This window comes from Gelidibacter sp., assembly GCF_053579655.1.
Map to the genome: position 1 here is coordinate 1 of NZ_JBMDWE010000012.1, position 17179 is coordinate 17179.

The 17179-nt window shown below is 37.9% G+C and carries 10 protein-coding genes; 6 read left to right on the forward strand and 4 right to left on the reverse strand.

Annotated elements, in window-relative coordinates; all coding sequences use genetic code 11:
• Nucleotides 1-161: 161 nt before the first annotated feature.
• The 4 genes from ACOH2D_RS07840 to ACOH2D_RS07855 form a co-directional block, all read right to left on the reverse strand.
• Nucleotides 162-2051, reverse strand: coding sequence for an OmpA family protein (locus tag ACOH2D_RS07840; protein WP_348038141.1), 1890 nt, complete (start codon nt 2049-2051; stop codon nt 162-164).
• Between the two features lie 100 nt (nt 2052-2151).
• Nucleotides 2152-3093 (reverse strand): PorP/SprF family type IX secretion system membrane protein, encoded by a 942-nt coding sequence (locus ACOH2D_RS07845; protein WP_348038139.1) that lies wholly within the window; start codon nt 3091-3093, stop codon nt 2152-2154.
• Between the two features lie 17 nt (nt 3094-3110).
• A complete protein-coding gene (locus ACOH2D_RS07850) occupies nt 3111-6671 on the reverse strand; it encodes a T9SS type B sorting domain-containing protein (RefSeq protein ID WP_449534897.1) in 3561 nt (1186 codons plus the stop codon).
• A gap of 42 nt (nt 6672-6713) precedes the next feature.
• Entirely contained in the window at nt 6714-9167 is a 2454-nt protein-coding gene (locus ACOH2D_RS07855) for a PBP1 and LysM peptidoglycan-binding domain-containing protein (protein WP_449534898.1), read from the reverse strand.
• A gap of 1032 nt (nt 9168-10199) precedes the next feature.
• Between ACOH2D_RS07855 and ACOH2D_RS07860 the strand changes: the two genes are divergently transcribed.
• The 6 genes from ACOH2D_RS07860 to ACOH2D_RS07885 all read left to right on the forward strand — a co-directional run bounded on the left by ACOH2D_RS07860 (nt 10200) and on the right by ACOH2D_RS07885 (nt 17082).
• Entirely contained in the window at nt 10200-12077 is a 1878-nt protein-coding gene (locus ACOH2D_RS07860; RefSeq protein WP_348038605.1) for a sensor histidine kinase, read from the forward strand.
• Nucleotides 12077-13132, forward strand: coding sequence for a response regulator (locus tag ACOH2D_RS07865; protein ID WP_348038607.1), 1056 nt, complete (start codon nt 12077-12079; stop codon nt 13130-13132). Before ACOH2D_RS07860 ends, ACOH2D_RS07865 begins: the two co-directional genes overlap by 1 nt.
• A gap of 386 nt (nt 13133-13518) precedes the next feature.
• Nucleotides 13519-14370, forward strand: a complete 852-nt coding sequence (locus ACOH2D_RS07870; protein WP_348038609.1) for a universal stress protein — start codon at nt 13519-13521, stop codon at nt 14368-14370.
• Nucleotides 14371-14713: 343 nt separating this feature from the next.
• Nucleotides 14714-15565, forward strand: a complete 852-nt coding sequence (locus ACOH2D_RS07875) for a universal stress protein (RefSeq protein ID WP_348038611.1) — start codon at nt 14714-14716, stop codon at nt 15563-15565.
• 20 nt (nt 15566-15585) lie between these two features.
• Nucleotides 15586-15726 (forward strand): universal stress protein, encoded by a 141-nt coding sequence (locus ACOH2D_RS07880; RefSeq protein ID WP_348038612.1) that lies wholly within the window; start codon nt 15586-15588, stop codon nt 15724-15726.
• 357 nt (nt 15727-16083) lie between these two features.
• Nucleotides 16084-17082 carry a hypothetical protein gene (locus ACOH2D_RS07885; protein WP_449534899.1) on the forward strand — a complete coding sequence of 333 codons (999 nt, stop codon included), beginning with the start codon at nt 16084-16086 and terminating at the stop codon, nt 17080-17082.
• Nucleotides 17083-17179 lie beyond the last annotated feature (97 nt).

The following is a 17179-nucleotide window of genomic DNA, read 5'->3' on the forward strand; positions in this document are numbered from 1 at the left end:
TGGTTAGAAGCACAATCTCTTAATTATCTTAATGCCTTAATGGTTCAAAAAAAAAGACATACCCATACAATAATCAGTTAAAGAGCATTAAAAAATAAATTTGCCCCTTGAGCTTTCTAATTTCAATTTCAATTTCAACATCAATTTCAATTGGAAGCCTCTTACTTCAATATCAAAAACTCACAACGTCTGTTAATCGAATGTTCTACTTCGCTACAATTATCTTTACAATCCACTAACGGCACCCGTTCGCCATAACCTCTGGAACGAAGACGTTTTCTGTCAATCCCGTTTTCAACCATATACTCAAGGGTGGCGGCAGCGCGTTGGTGCGATAAATGAAGATTGTACAAATCAGAAGATCTATTGTCAGTATGTGCCCCCAACTGGATTTCCATGCGTGGATATTTGTTCAGTAAATCGACCAAAACATCCAAAGTGCTTGCAGCTTCTGGCTTGATGTCCCACTTGCCATAATCAAAATAAATGTTTTCCAATTCAATATAGGTATAGCCGTCATCCTTGGTTACCACAATGTCTTCGGCATCATCATAAGATTCAATGGAAAGCTCAATATTAAAGGTAATATTGCCATCATCATTGGTGGCGAAAATTTCTGTTGTGGGGATATAGAAATCGCGATGCCCTTCAATACTATAAACTTTATTAGGTTCAGTATTGAAGACATATTGCGCGTCTTCGCCTACAACCATCTGACCCACCAAAAAGTCGTTTTCGTCATATAAGGTGATGGTCGTTCCAGGAAGTAAATTCTTTGAATTTTTATCCCGAACATTCCCTTCAACGGTAAATTGACGTTCGTTTTCCTTACGGGTAAAGGCGTATAAGTTGTCATATCCGGTGCGGTTGGATGACAAGTAACCCGTGTCGTCATCTTCATTGACGATGAATCCAAAATCGTCCATTTCTGAATTGATGGTTTCTCCTAGATTAAGAGGTTTGGAATAGACACCATCATAAATTTTGCTCACGAAAATATCCAATCCACCCAGGCCTTGGTGTCCGTCAGAAGAAAAATAAAGCGTGCCTTCATAACCTACAAACGGGAACTGCTCTCGATGTATGGTATTAATGGTGCTGCCTAAATTTACTGGATCGCCATAGCTTTCTTCTACATAGCCTTCAAAATGATCATTAATATCAACATAATAAATATCGAAAGAACCTAAACTGCCTGGCATATCACTCGAAAAATAAAGGCGGCTGTTATCTTTGTTCAATACCGGATGTTGGGTAGAGTAGAGGTCACTGCTAAAGGGTAGTGCGGTAATATTAGTCCAGACGTTGTCAACTAATTTTGCTTTATAAATCTTGACCGTCGCCACCAATTCTTCGCCAATAGGCACGCGGTTTTCATTGGTTCTGGAAAAATACATCGTTAGGCCATCATTGGAAAAGGTGGCATTGCTTTCATGTGTTCTGGTATTGATTTCGTCGGAAAACGGCTGGATATTGACCAGTCTTTTGTCCTTGGAAACGTCCGCTTGATAGAGATCCAAATACGGTTGGTTATTCCAGCTGTAGATGGCGTTTTTATTATTTCTGAAAGATGAAAAAACGACTTTATCTCCAAAATAAGCGATGCCAAAATCGCCGGTGCGCGAGCTTTGGTTCATCTGTTTGATATCATAGGTAAAAGGCACGAGTCTGTTGAGGTTGGTACTGAACTTTTTGGTATCTACAACATAGCCAAGATATGCGCTCATTATTTTATCGGCGTTTTCATAATCTTTGACACCTTGTAGCACTTTAGCATATCTGAAATAAACCTCAGGTTTTAAACTGTCTTTATAATTGGTGAACAAGCCTGCGTAAGGGGTTCGCGCCAATTTCATTTGAGAATTGAAGTAATAGGAATCTCCCAGGTTTTGAAGAACTTCCTGGTTTTTATCTAGCGATTGGTAAATTTTTGCAGCCTCAACGTACGATTTTTGTGCGAAGAGTTGGTTGGCCTTTTTTAAGCTCGGTCGTTGCGCATGGACCGTCCATGAGGCAACAAGTAAAAATAGGAGTAGGCAAACGTTTTTCATGTGTTTATATTTATTGTTTTTCAATGGTCACATGCTGTTCGCAGATAATCTTTCCCTTGTATGTTAAAATCTTTAGCATGCTCTTGTCACATCTCTTTTTTTAGAAAAATCTTGGTGATTTATCATATCCTTTTGGCTTACCTAATTTATTGATATCAAATAAAATCATAATTTCATGGGTGCCAGAATTGAATCTGCCCAAATTGGACAAGGTATAATCATAGGCATAACCAATCCGCATGGATGGACTTATCCTGAAATTAGCCAATCCCGAGACCGCATCATCAAAGCGATAGCCTGCGCCAACTTCAAGCATATTATTGATCAGTAAATTGGCAGTTAAATCAAGCGATAATGGTGCTCCAGAAACTGCTTTGGTCATAAATGCAGGTTTTAATTTCAATTGTTCATTGAGTTCAAACACATAGCCACCCGTAAGAAAAAAGTGAATTTCTTCAACGCCATTTGCCACAATCCCACTTTCTCTCTCGAGGTGCTTTGAATTTAGCAGGTTAGGAGCAGAGAAGCCAACATAATAATTGGATCCAAAAAGATAGGCACCTGCACCAATATTTGGAAATGTTTTACTCAGGTTATTGGCAAATGCCGGATCTGGCAATACATCCGAATAGATAAAGCCATTGAAATTGGTGTTGAAAAAACTGGCTCCTGCTTTAACGCCGAGCGACAGTTTAGTTTCTGCTCCCAAAGATAAAATGTATGCAAAATCGGCATAGACATTGGTTTCGTTGACCACATTCCCAATTTGATCGTTAATGATGGATAGTCCAACCTGTATTTTTTCTTGTAAAGGTACATGCACAAAAAGCGACCCTGTATTTGGAGCGCCCACTGTGCCGACCCATTGGGTACGGTATAAGGCACCTATATTGATATCTTCACCTTCAGTGGCGTAGGCAGGATTGATGACCCTCATATTATACATGTATTGAGTGTATTGTGGATCCTGTTGCGCCACACTGAATAATCCCGTCAGAAGCAAGAAACCAAGAAATGTATATTTTAAATTTTTAATTATCATAGATAACTTTATTCAGATTACCTGTTAAGGTACACGCTACCTTGTATCGTTTTATTGTTAGTGTCCTTGAGTTCCAAAATATAATAGTAAACGCCTACAGGCAAAACGCCATTGCCGAGAGCTCTTCCATGGTTTGAAGTCCCATCCCAATTAGGGGTATTAATATCGCCTTTATAAAGAATGTTTCCGTATCGGTTATAAATTTGCAATTTGAAATTAGGGTATAATTCCCTAAGGTTTTTAATAAAGAAATCGTCATTGATATTATCGCCATTCGGACTAAAACCATCCGGAATGATAATTTCCAAAGGTTCGCATAAATCAATCGTAACCCTTACTGCCAATCGGACATCATTGCCACACCCGCTTAAAGTCATATTGGATGCAAAATAGGTGGTGCCATCTACTAAAGGCGTATCCCGAGTATATGCTGTACCATTTTCTATAGCATCATACCAAGTAATGATATCAGCGCCAATAAGCTGGCTTGTTAAGTCGGCAATGGTTGCGGATTCATCTTCACAAAAGATGTTACCTTCATTTACCAATTCTGGTGTTCCTGCATGTTCAATATTGAAATCTACCGTTGGAAGGGTGCCGGATGCAGTACCACAATTTGTGATAGGATTCAAAAGGTTTAAAATCGTAAAAGTCGTGGTTCCAATGGTTGTCAATTGAGAAGCGGGGATGTAAATATTACTGCTGCCATTGGTGATGTTGACCGTAATGGTTTGTTCAGTACTATTGGCTCCTGCAAGCGAATAGGTTAGATTATAGTTGCCGTCAGAAAGTTGTGTTGCTCCAGATAAATTAATAGTTATGTCATCGTCCAAACAGATGGCATTGGCGCTCAATGTGAGCCCCGTAAGATCTGGTTGTGGAATAAGCGCAACCGTAACGATTGCCGAATCCGTGCCGCAAGCATTAGTAACAGTATAGGTATAAGACCCACCATTATCTTGTGCAGGGTCAAAAATACCCGAGCCACTTGCTAAAGCAGGGGACCAGGTGCCTCCAGTTTCAGGTGTGCCGCCAAGACTGTCAAAAAGATCTTGTGGTGCATCATTAGTACAAATCGCAAATCGGCCATTTAAACCTGCCTGAGGCGCGGTATCAACGGTCACGGTTACTGTTGCTGTCGCCGTTCCACAAGGTGTTATTCCAGAAACCGTATAGGTATAAGTTCCAGCAGCATCTTGTTTAGGGTCAAACAGTCCAGTGCCACTTGCCAAAGCAGGCAACCAGATGCCTCCCGATTGAGGCGTGCCGCCTAAACGATTATATAAATCTTCTGGATTGCCATCAATACAAAGTGCGAGGTTCCCATTGATTCCTGGATCAGCTTGAGGATTCACGGTGACTTCAACGGTTGCCGAAGCTTGTTCACAATCTGTAGTAATGGTATAGGTATAAGTTCCTGCAGCATCTTGTGATGGATCAAAAACACCTGTGCCACTTGCCAAAGCAGGGAACCAAGTACCTCCAGCATCTGGAGTACCACCTAAACTATTAAATAAATCCTGTGATGGATCACTGCTACATAAAATCAGACTTCCGTTTGTACCAGCGTTAGCTAATGGATTAACGGTTACGGTTACTGTTGAGAAGGCATCCCCACAAGGTGCAATTCCAGAAATGGTATAGGTATAAGTACCAGGAGCGTCCTGTGACGGATCAAAAACGCCCGTACCGCTTACCAAGATAGGAGACCATGTGCCACCTGATTGTGGTGAACCGCCTAAGCTGTCAAATAAATTTACTGCGGCGCTATCCGAACAGAGGCTTATACTTCCGTTGGTTCCTGGTTGGGCCTTAGGGTTAACAGTGACGTTAACTATTGCCGAAGCCGCTCCACAAGGTGATACGCCGCTAATGGTATAAGTGTAAATACCAGGAGTATCCTTTGATGGATCAAAAAAACCTGTGCCACTTGCTAAGGCGGGTGACCAAGTTCCTCCAGTTTCTGGCGTACCGCCTAAACTATCATATAAATCCTCTAAACCATCAGTAATACATAAAGCCAAACTTCCGTTGGTTCCAGGATTAGGTAACTGGGTAATATTTACGGTTACTGTTGCCGAAGCGTCTCCACAAGGTGCGGTTCCAAAAACCGTATAGGTGTAAATTCCTGCAGCATCCTGAGAGGGATCAAAAACCCCAGTGCCACTTGCTAGTGCAGGGGTCCATGTGCCGCCCGATTGTGGTGAGCCACCCAAGCTGTTAAATAAATTTTCTGGAGCGCTATTAGAACACAGTGTCAAGTTGCCATTGGTGCCCGGTAGAGGCTCTGCACTGATAGTCACGGTAACTGTTGCTGAAGCTGGGCCACAAGGAGGAACGCCATAAACGGTATAGGTGTAAACGCCAGCAGAATCCTTTGAAACATCAAAAATTCCCGTGCCACTTGCTAAAGCAGGAGACCAAGTACCTCCAGGTTCTGGATTGCCTTGCAAACTGGCAAAAAGATCCTGTGCAGGACTATTAACACATAAGCTCAATGTGCCATCGGTACCTGGATTGCCACTTTCAGTAACCATAATACTTACGGTTGCTGTGGCGGTGGGACAAGAGGCAGAGCTGACAGCATAGGTAAACACATAAGGACTTCCCGCGACTGTCATGGTCGATACATCTACAGTGCCTATATTTCCGTGGGAAGTTGCTCTCGGCCCCGTCCAAGTTCCTGAAGTATCTGGTGAGCCTAAAAGGGCCTCAAATAAATTTACCGTGTTGGTGCTTGCAACGCCAGTTTCGCAAATCTCGATTTCCCCATTGTTGCCCGCATTGTTCAGCGGTACAATCTCAACTTTAACTTGAAAACGTTCAACGCTTTCACAAGGTGAATCAAAAGTGGTGGCATAATAAGTTTCGCCATGGACTAACGGTGTTGATAATGGTAAAATGGTACCTGATGAAATCGTGCCATACCATTTGTTTGTTCCCGATGCCACTAAATCGGCCACAGTGGGATTGGAGCCCTCACAAAATAACTGAACCGGATCGCCGGTGGGAACAGGAACCACACCAACCTTCACTAAAACGGAGAGTCGTGAAGTTCTACATCCTGTATCTGGATTGGATTGGTTCACATAATAAGTGGTCTCATTCGTTAAAACTGTTGAAACCAGTAAAGGGCTTCCTCCCGTGGCTACATCATACCATTGCACATCATTTCCAAAAGCAATTAAGTCAGAAATCGTCGCTTCTTCCGGATAATCCACGCAAACCCCTTGAAAAGGTAAGCTAAGTGGTACACCATATATAGTAACTAATACACTCTGCCGCGTACCACAAGTACCAGAGTTGTTGTCGGCGAAATATCTTTTACCATTTTCAAGACCTTGGGTAAGAGAGAGAGCAATTGTAGAATTGGCCGTTGCATACCATTTGATTCCACCGCCATTATTTGTTGCCGCAATGGAAAGGGTTGCCAGAGTAGGCGTTTCAACATCACAAAAACTTAGTGTCGGAATGGTCACGGTTGGACATTGAGCAAAACTATTCACGGTTGCACCCATCACAAATAGTAAGGCAACAATAAATTGATTATAAAAATGCGGTATAGTAGTTTTCTTCATAAATACAAAAGACGATTCATTAGGTGAAATCGTTTCTTTAAATTAGTTGGCGTCGCGTATCTGGGCATCAGGATCATATTGTAAGATGTAAATGCCTTCATTACTATAACCTCCTAGAGTGTTCTTTTCATAATCAAATTTCAGTTGGGTGTATTCCGTAATATAATTTATGGCTGAATTTTCAAAGCCTTGTTGTTGCATAAGCCTTAATAAGCTGTCAATTGTAATATCAAATCCTAACATAATATTTGTGGATGGTAGTATTTTGTGTTTTTTTTGATAGGCACTTAAAAATTGCTTTGAACTTTCGGTTGACTTAGCAGGAATTAAAGAAGGGAAAATCATCTTTAAAATTTGATATCTTTTTTGGGACACATTGCTATCATCAGGAATTAAAGACGCGTCCAAAACCGCTAATTGCAATTTGTAATTCGATAGTTCACTCAAAAGCGCGTTGGTAGTGTTTAAAAAAGTACTGTTTCGTTCGCTATCGATAATCACATAGTTGATTTGTCCTTTTTTTAGTTTAGACTTCAATTCCGCCTCACTAAAGGATCCATTTTTTTTGATGGTCACAAAGTCTGCATTTGGTACCTGGCCTGTAATAAAAGCTTTGCTTTCTATGCGATCGACATCATTAAGCACAATAATATGGCCTTGTTTTGCCATCATATAATTAAGCACCTTTAGCCTTTGTTGATTTATGGAAGGCAGCGCACTATATAAGTTGTTGGTGTTTTTTTTATTGTCAATTGTAGTAGTTGTTATCACCGGTGTATTGTTGTCCGCCGTAAACGCTGCAATTTCTTCCTCAATGGATTTGTAAAACGGTAAGATGATGGCGTCATAGTCTTTAATATTATGATCTTGCATTAAAGACATGGTTTTCGAGGTTTGGTTGACGCTTTGCGCTTCAACAATAGTCACATCTACATTGAGATTCATTTTTCTGATGGAATCGATAGCTATATTGGCGCCTTTGTAAAACTCCAAATGGCTGCGTTTAAAATCGTCAGACAGGTTTTTGAAGTTGGCGTCTATTCTTGCGTAATTTTGATAATCAGCTTCCGAAAAGGGCAGAAAAAACAATAGTTTTTTTGAAGTTGAGGTGTGTGCTGAAGTTCTTAAGTCGGCAAAGCCCGCAGTGATTTTCGGCAACATTAAAACTTCAGTGTTTAAAGCTATATTTGATACTGGGTTTGAAGCCGTGTTATCATTTGGCATTTTGATAAAAGTGCCTATTTGAACAGATTTATTTAACAGTGGATTAAGTTCTAAAAATTCAGGAACGGTCATCCCTGCCTTTTTAGCTAATCCATAAACGGTCTCGTTGGGTTGAATTTTATAAAGGTTATAATCACGGTCAGAACTATTTGTCGCATCGGCTATAGAAGATTCCTCGATTGCTTCTTCAGGATGTGTGTCGGTTGCTGCCAGTTCTTCATGCTTCTCTTTTTGAGTAATCGCTTTAGTTGGAACTACATTAGAAATAATCGTTTTTACTTCTTTTTCTTTTTGAACAATTTCTTTAGAAGGGAGGTCATGTTTAACAATTTTTTTCTCTTGTTTTTCTAAGACTTGAGCAGGTGCTTTGGATGGAGTTTGGTCAGAAGTCACGACTTTTTCTGCTTCTTTGACCTCTATTGTTGGCATTACTACAGCTAGAGTGGGTTTGGTTTCATTTTGAGCAATTGGTGTATTGGTAGGATTGGATTCAGTAGATGGCATGTTGATGGTCTGACCTACGATAAGCATCTTGGCTATATGTGGGTTTTTACGTTCCAATTCAAGTACGGAGGTGTTGAAACGTCTGGAGAGACTGAATTTAGTATCTCCATATTTTACGACATAATCCCCATTATGGCTGGCGTTGTCATCATCACTACCCGGAATCCATAAGATTTGTCCTATTTTTAAATCCCCGGAAATCGTTTTGGAATTCGCCTTGACCAATTCGTCAACGGTCAATCCGTTGGCACTCGAGATTGCAAAAAGGGTTTCGCCAGAGACCACCTGATGGGTTTTCCCTTTCTTGTTCATGGGTTTGGAAGGGGTTTCTTCACTGACGTAGGTTGGGGATGGAAATATTTCCAATACCTGACCTACATTCAACCCAGAGAGGATTTGTGGGTTTTGAGATTCAAGATCACTAACCGTCAGGCCAAATCGTTTTGAAATGCTGTATTTTGATTCGCCAGCCTTGACCGTATGACTTATGGAAGAGCTCACTTCAGAAGCTTTTAGGGGGTCGGATCCACTTTCGAGAGTTGGAGTTTTAATAGTGCTTTCAGGGATGACCAAAACGTCATCTATTTTAACGCCGTCAACGGCACTTGGGTTGGCTTTCTGAAGATCGAAAAGTGTAACATTGTATGTTTTAGAAATAGACAATAGCGTTTCTCCACTGCTAACGGTATGTTTTTTAACGCTTTCCTGGGCATTACCTATATAAAAGCTTAAGAATAATAGCGCTATAAACGTATAAAGTCTCTTCATTTTAATCACTGAGGGTTGGAATTTTTACTAAACATCAAAAAATAATCTGATAAAAATACCAAAAAATCAGTCAAGAGCGCTATTTACGTGCTTAATTAAATTCTTTTTTTAAACAATTATCTTAAACTGTGAAGTGCGACCTACGGCGTGTAACTGTCAAAAAATGAATAACTTAATAAAGGGTAAAGCAAGAAGAGTGGCGTATGAAGGTTTGTAGTTGATGTTTGTGTGGTGATTTACAAGTCTTTACGAGATAGCTACTTGTGATTTGATAAGAAATATCTGATTAATTTAAGGGTTTTTGAGCTTGATAAAACAGTTTTATTTAGACCCGACGTTATTATTAATTTATTTTCAAGGGGCAGCATAAGATTAAAAATCAGGTGTGTTTTCTGTTAAAACACCAAAAATCGTAATTAGTTTCTCTTTAATTCCATATCGAGTTGTGCTAAGAGGATTAATTCTGACTTTTTTTGGCCTGCAAACTCTGAGCGATGGCACCAGCGGTTTTCATGAACAGTTTTTTTACGTATTTATAAATAGATGTTTTTGCTCAATTTTATAAATTACAAAATCATTCTAACTCTTTGCTCGTGTTATATTTATTGAGCCAATAAAAAACAATTTCTATTTGACTTGTAGCGTCAGTTCCAAAAGCATCTTCAACGGCCTCAATGTCCAGTCAATGTTTCTTACAAACTCATTGAGTTTGTTTCTGCCGCATTCACTTCAAAGTCTATGGCAGCAATGGCATAAAATAACTTGCCGATATTTTGATAAAATGTTAAGTTCATGTTTTTTTATTTGTTCTCATGTTCGAAATCAATTGTGCACTGAAATTAACCTATTTAGAGTGCTTATTTGTGACATGTGTCTTATTGTTAGTTATTTACATTGTGATTTTTTCCTTGCTCATGATATGTTATCCTTACTTCCAGATTGTTAAATAATAACATATTAGAAGATGAGTTTTTCTAATTTCTTAAATAGTAACTATCTTCACGCTTCTAAAAAATCAACTTAGTGCAGCCTATGTTTAAAAACCGAGAGGATATTTTACAAGTACTTTCAGATGCCGTTTCTGAAGGTGTTGTGGTGGTAGATAAGGATCAAAAAATTGTGTCTACAAATGCGTCAGCAGATACAATGTTTGGATATGAAACCAATGAGCTTATCGGGCAGTCCTTAAATGTTTTAATACCAAACAACTACCATCCCAAGCATTCTGATCATTTCACGTCATTTTTCAATCATACTGAAAAACGAAAGATGGGCCGCGGACGTTACCTTTATGGCTTAAATAAGAACAACAAGGAATTTCCTGTTGAGGTAGGGCTGAATCCATTTAAGTTATATGGCGAAACTTATGTCATGGCGCTTGTTACCGATATTACGTTTCGCAAGGATATTGAAGAAAATCTTAATATAAAGAGTGAAGCTTTACAGGCGGCGGGAAATGGGATTATAATTTCTGATGCCTTACAAAAAGACAACCCGATTATCTATTTTAATCCTGCTTTTCAGGAATTGACGGGCTATTCATCAGAAGAGATTTTAGGAAAGAATTGTCGATTTTTACAATCGGATGATACAGATCAAGATGGCATCACTAAATTACGAAAAGCTGTAAAAAAGGGGAAGAGCTGCCAAGTAACCTTGCGTAACTATAAAAAGAATGGCACTTTATTCTGGAATGAACTTTATATCAATCCCATTAAAAATCGAGAGGGTTTGATAACTCATTATATTGGCATCCAAAATGATATAACCAAACGAAAGAATGCAGAGGAAGAGCGAAATTACCTTACCAAAATATTTGATAATTCGCTTAATGAGATATATGTTTTTGATTTCAAGACCTTAAAATTCATCAATGTCAATTATGGCGCTCAAAAAAACTTAGGTTATTCGATAGAAGAGCTCAGGAATATGACGGCCTTAGATATTAAGCCGAACTTTTCCCTTAAAAAATTCTATAGGATAAGTGCTCCTTTAAGAAGTCACATTGAGAATAAAGTGGAGTTTGAAGCGATTCATACACGAAAGGATGGCACTACCTATCCCGTTTATGTCAGTTTAGAAATGTCGATGTTAGGGGAGCGCAAGGTGTATATTGCCATTATTTTAGATATTACGGAGCAAAAAAACTACACTCAAAAGTTAGAAAAAACGGTGGACTTGAGGACCAAGCAGCTTAAAACGGCACTTGAAAATGAAAAGGAGCTTAATGATTTGAAAACTAAGTTTTTATCCTTGGTTTCCCATGAATTTAAAACACCGTTGAGCGGAATTTTAACATCCTCAATTCTCCTGAGCAAGTACATTCGTGGTGATCAGCAAGAAAACCGTGACAAGCATATTAAGATCATTTCCGATAAGGTTCATTATTTAAACTCCATTTTGAACGATTTTCTATCCATTGAGAAACTCGAAACCGGAAAAGTAAACTATAAATTCACTTCTTTTCGATTGAGTAAAGTGCTTAATGAAGTAGTTTATAATGCGAATATGTTGTTGAAAGAAGGTCAGCATGTTATATATCCGGATAATATTGAAGATCTCGTCTTGGTTCAGGATGAAAGAACTATTGAATTGGCCTTGACAAATTTGGTTCATAATGCCATTAAATATTCCCCAGAACATTCCGATGTCACTATAAAAATCGCACAAAACCTGAAGGATACAGTTTTTGAAATATCAGATTCTGGTATTGGGATTCCTGAAATGGATCAAAAAAATATTTTCAATCGTTATTTCAGGGCAGAAAATGCATTGACGACGCCGGGTACGGGGATCGGACTCAACATTGTAAAATCACATATCGAGAATCTGGGCGGTTCTATCCATTTTAGAAGTAAATTCCAAGAAGGTTCAACATTTATATTAAGCGTTCCAAACATAGCACACTAATGAAAAAAGTACTATTGATAGAAGATGATGCGGTATTAAGAGGAAATACGGCCGAATTATTAGAAATTTTAGATTACGAGGTCATCGTTGCCGCCAATGGAAAATTAGGCTTGGAAAAAGCAAGACATGAACATCCTGATGTTATTGTTTGTGATATTATGATGCCGGAACTAGACGGTTATGATGTATTGGAAGCACTTTCAAATAATGAACAAACAAAGCTTATACCTTTTATATTTTTGTCTGCAAAGACTGAACGCCAGGACGTTCGAAAAGGAATGAATTTGGGTGCAGACGATTATATTACGAAGCCCTTTAGTGAAGATGAACTTGTAAGTGCCATTGAAAGTCGATTGGCCAAGGCGTCTATTTTAAAGGAGTTTAAGGAAAACATGGAATCTCAAACAGTTGAAAAAAGCGCTGGGGAAATCAAGACGCTTAACGACTTACGTGTTTATTTTGAAACCCATGGCACCTCTTATAATTATCAGCAGGGCGATGTTATTTATAACGAAGGTCAAAATTCGAATTATATATATTTAATACATGAAGGGGTTGTAAAATGTCATCGTTTTGATGAACAGGGCAAAGAACTGACTACCGCGTTATATAAGGATGCTGACATGTTTGGATACACCTCCTTTATGCAAAACGTTCCTTATCAAGAAACTTCAACTGCTATCAGGGATGTGGTCCTTTTAGGGATTTCAAAAGAACAATTAAAACTAATTCTTGACGCCAATCAACATGTTACTTTAGAACTTATGCAATTGCTTACCGACGATCTTCAGGGTGTTAAGGATCAATTATTGCAAATGGCTTATAGTTCGGTCAAGAAGAAAACTGCAAGTACGATTCTGAAATTCGCTGAAAAACTGAACAACAAACCAGAAAATTCTATTAAAATTTCGCGTGGAGACTTGGCCAGTGTCGCTGGTATTGCGACTGAAACGCTGATTAGGTGCCTTTCTGATTTTAAGAAAGAAGGTATTATTGAGATTGATGGGCGCAACATAAGAATTATAGACCTTCATAAACTTCAGGATGTATATTAGTGAGACCCCCATTTCAATTTTTGGCGATGGCGAAAAATTGAAATGTGCTGGTCGAACTAACCCCACGTTTTAGCGGGGTCTCATCTTTAAAATAACATTCATCGTCGAAGTTGAAATGCGATGGTAAAACCAATTCTGTTTTTTGCGAAATCTATGTTTTAACAGTGTTGTTGATTTCTTTGCAAATAACCTCTATTTGCGCATTCATAAGTTTAAGGTTTTATTCGGATAACCAACTGTATGTCTTCTGTTTGGAGGTGTTTTGTTCTAAAATATATTTAGTAATTTTACTGGGATTCTTAAATAAAGTCAAACATGACTAATATCATTTCATTAATAAATTCATCACTATAACTTTGATTTGATTATAATAATGACGAATTGCCATGAAAAATATATTATTACCAACTGACTTTTCAGAGAATTCTTGGAATGCTATCGCTTATGCACTTAAGTTTTTCGAGAAAACATCTTGCACTTTTTACTTGCTGCACGTCAGTGTTTTAAGTTATATCGCTGCAAGTGATTCGCCATATATTACTGACAAGGATTTTGTTGAAAACACGTTTACAAAGCCGGCGAAAAAGCAATTAAAATCACTTTTGAAACGTATTGCCACAGAATTCCCTGAGTCTAAAAACCACCATTTTTTCACACTTACTGACTGTAATTTTTTCGTGGAATCTGTTCGAAGCCATGTATTAGAGAAAAAAATAGACATGATTGTTATGGGAACAAAGGGTGCTAGCGGCTTGAAAAAAGTGATTGTTGGCAGTAATGCAGCAGATGTCATAAAAAAGGTGAAATGTCCTACATTGGTCGTTCCCGAAGATGCTCAGTTTGTTGATTTGGATGAGATTGCTTTTCCAATAGATTATTTATTGACCTATGGTGTGCGTCTATTAAAGCCACTTCATAATATTTTAGACGTGCATAAGTCTAGTTTGCAGGTGGTTCATATTACTAACAAAGCCGCAGAGTTGAGTATCGAGCAACAGGATAACAAGGATTTGTTGAACGAGTATTTCAGTAAATTTAGAATCAAATTTTATAATCTTTCCAATAAAAATGTTGAAGATGCCATTGAATGTTTTGTACAGAGTCGAAATGTGAAAATGATGGCCATGGTTGCAAAAAACATCAATTACTTTCAGCGAATTTTATTTCATAACAAGATTGAAGAGATTACTTATCACACCCGCATTCCGTTTTTGGTAATGCACGATAAGATGCATTAGGTGTGGTGTACTAGGCATTAAGTACAAAGTATTAAGTACAAAGTATTAGAAATTAAGTACAAGTATCTAGTAATATTTGGCAATCGTAGGGTTTTAAATAATGCAATTAGAATAAATTACAACGTGTTCTGATGCTTTTTAATTTCATAATGAATCCAGATTTCACCATTTGTCGTCTATTGCGCTATCCAAATTTTGGTTTTAAAGCGATAAATATTTCTGAAAACATCGATTCTTTGCCCATAATATTCAATGATTAACTATTCAGAGCATTGAAATGATATTTAACATGGTTTTATACGATTTAAATCTTTAAATTTATTATCTAATAAAATACTGTACTATGGTTTCTATTCTTTTTCCAACAGATTTTTCTGAAAACTCAATGAATGCCATTCGGTATGCTTTGGAGTTTTTTAAGTATGAAAACGCTCAGTTTTACTTTATGCACGTTTATCAAAAGGAATTCTATGATCATGAGGATTTAGTGTCGCGTGAGGTATATGACGAGGTTTTGGAACGTGTTAAAAACGAGTCGGAAGCCAAATTGGAAAACCTGTTGAAAACGGTTAAGGAAATTTCGCCAAACCCAAGATTCCAATACCATAGCATTTCGGCCTACAATTCCTTGGTTGAGGAAGCCAGTCGCATTGTGAATGAGAAAGATATTGATTTGATCGTTATGGGCACGAAAGGCAAATCGGATGATCGAAAAATTGTCTTTGGAAGCCAAACCTTTCAGGTTTTAAAATATGTTCAATGTCCTGTTTTGGCCATTCCAGCCAATTATACCAATACTCAGCCAAAGCGTATTTTGTTTCCTACCGATTATCTCATTCCTTATAAACGCAGAGAGTTGAAGCTGGTATGTGATTTGGCTGGATCCTACAGAAGTGTGGTTGATGTGGTCTATGTTTCAAAAAGCGATAAATTATCCATGCGTCAAGAGGATAATCAGAAGTTTATAAAAGATACCATTTGTAAGACCGAATTAAATTTCTATACCATAAATGAAAAGGATGTCGCCAAAGCCATAAGAAATTACATAAAAGAGCACCAAGTGGATATGTTGGTCATGGTAAATTCCCAATATTCGTTTTTGGAAAATGTTTTATTTCCGTCAACCATAGACAAAGTCAGTTTGGATTTGAAGATTCCACTTTTGGCGATGCAAAATTCGACGCGTTCTATATAAATAGAATTAGCCTAAAGATCATGAAAAATATCTTACTGCCCACTGATTTTTCTAATAACTCATGGAACGCCCTTAGGTATGCGATCAAGCTTTTTGAAAATGACCATTGTACTTTTCATTTGTTCACTGCTTATACCCCGGTGGTTTATGATTTGACCTAGGTGCTATTGGCCAGTGCTGCACAATTTGGTCTGCGTGATCCTATTAGAGATGTTTCAAGAGAACATTTAAATGAGCTGGAAACGCGGATTTTAGACGAATTCGGCAAGGGAGAGTGATATGGTGGCCTTCATCAATAGAAAGCATAAGTTTTTTGCAGGTATCCTTAATCAGCCATTGGTTAAAGGAATTGCTTATAATTCGAAAGTGCCAGTTTTGGTCATGCATGATGTGAAGGATTAGTTTTGAAGAGCAAGGACTTGAATTGTAAAGTGTGAGCGATTTGTTTTTATAATTAAATAGGATCTGTTTTAATCAATAAGATGTCTTTACCATATGACATAATTATCATTTAAGCAATGAAGAAAAGAGTTATAGAAGCCATAAAGAATTTTGATAGCGATGCCCTCGATGCACTACTCGACAACGAAAAGTCTTATATGGAAGTTTCAAAATCGCTCTTTATTAGTACCTTAAAAAGCACCTTTGAATCTGTGAAAGAGGACGGATGCCAAGCTTTTGATGATGTTTTTTTCGGTATATGTGGAAGCTGCAATAAGGGATGTGAAGGCATGACTTTTTTATCAAACAGTGGACATTATTTGGATATTTTTATCGAAAGTAAAGATGATTATTCTGTGGATGATATCTATGTATGCAATGATTTATCCAATCTTACTGGTCTCGAAAAGCTACATGATCTAAGCTTTGATTTCGACGAAGATGAGAAAGTGCTCTTCACGCCAAATAATGAATATCTTTTAATCAAGGAACAGTATGAACTATTGCTATCTGAATTGCGCAATTTAGAGGATGGCATTACATTGGATGAGTTTGTCGCGTGGTACGATGGATTTATTTACCTGAGAGATTTTATAAACGACTTAGATCCGTTTTCAAATTTCCCCTTTAAACTCTTCAATTTAATTTATGTTTCACTTTGGAAACTTGACAATATTGTAGAAATCAAGACAAAATCCGAACATGTCCTAGAAGCGCTCATCGATTTTGAGGTAGCTAAAACTGAACGAGATCAACTGATCTGGTTTTTCGAAAACGAAGAAGATCAATTTATAAGTACTTTTGATATGGATGTTGAAGGCTTGGACAGCAATTCTCATATCGCTTTTCGCTTGGATGAAATAAACCTTATCATTGATATTTCTGGTTACGAATATGTCTTGGATTATTTTTTAAAGCTGGAAAATTTTCATGACCATATGATGGAAAAATATGAGCCACTTCCCCAACATTATCAGAAATCCGAAACCGGAGAAATAATACCGTTATTGCATAACTATTTACGTCTCCACAATAAGTTTTTGGATCTTTTGGAAAGATATCGACCGGACATTTAGATCTGTTTAAGAATTACAATTTAGCGACCATTTCCATAAGGTTAGCTATATATAATACCCAGCTTAACGTCGGTAAGTTTATCTAAAAGTCTGCAAA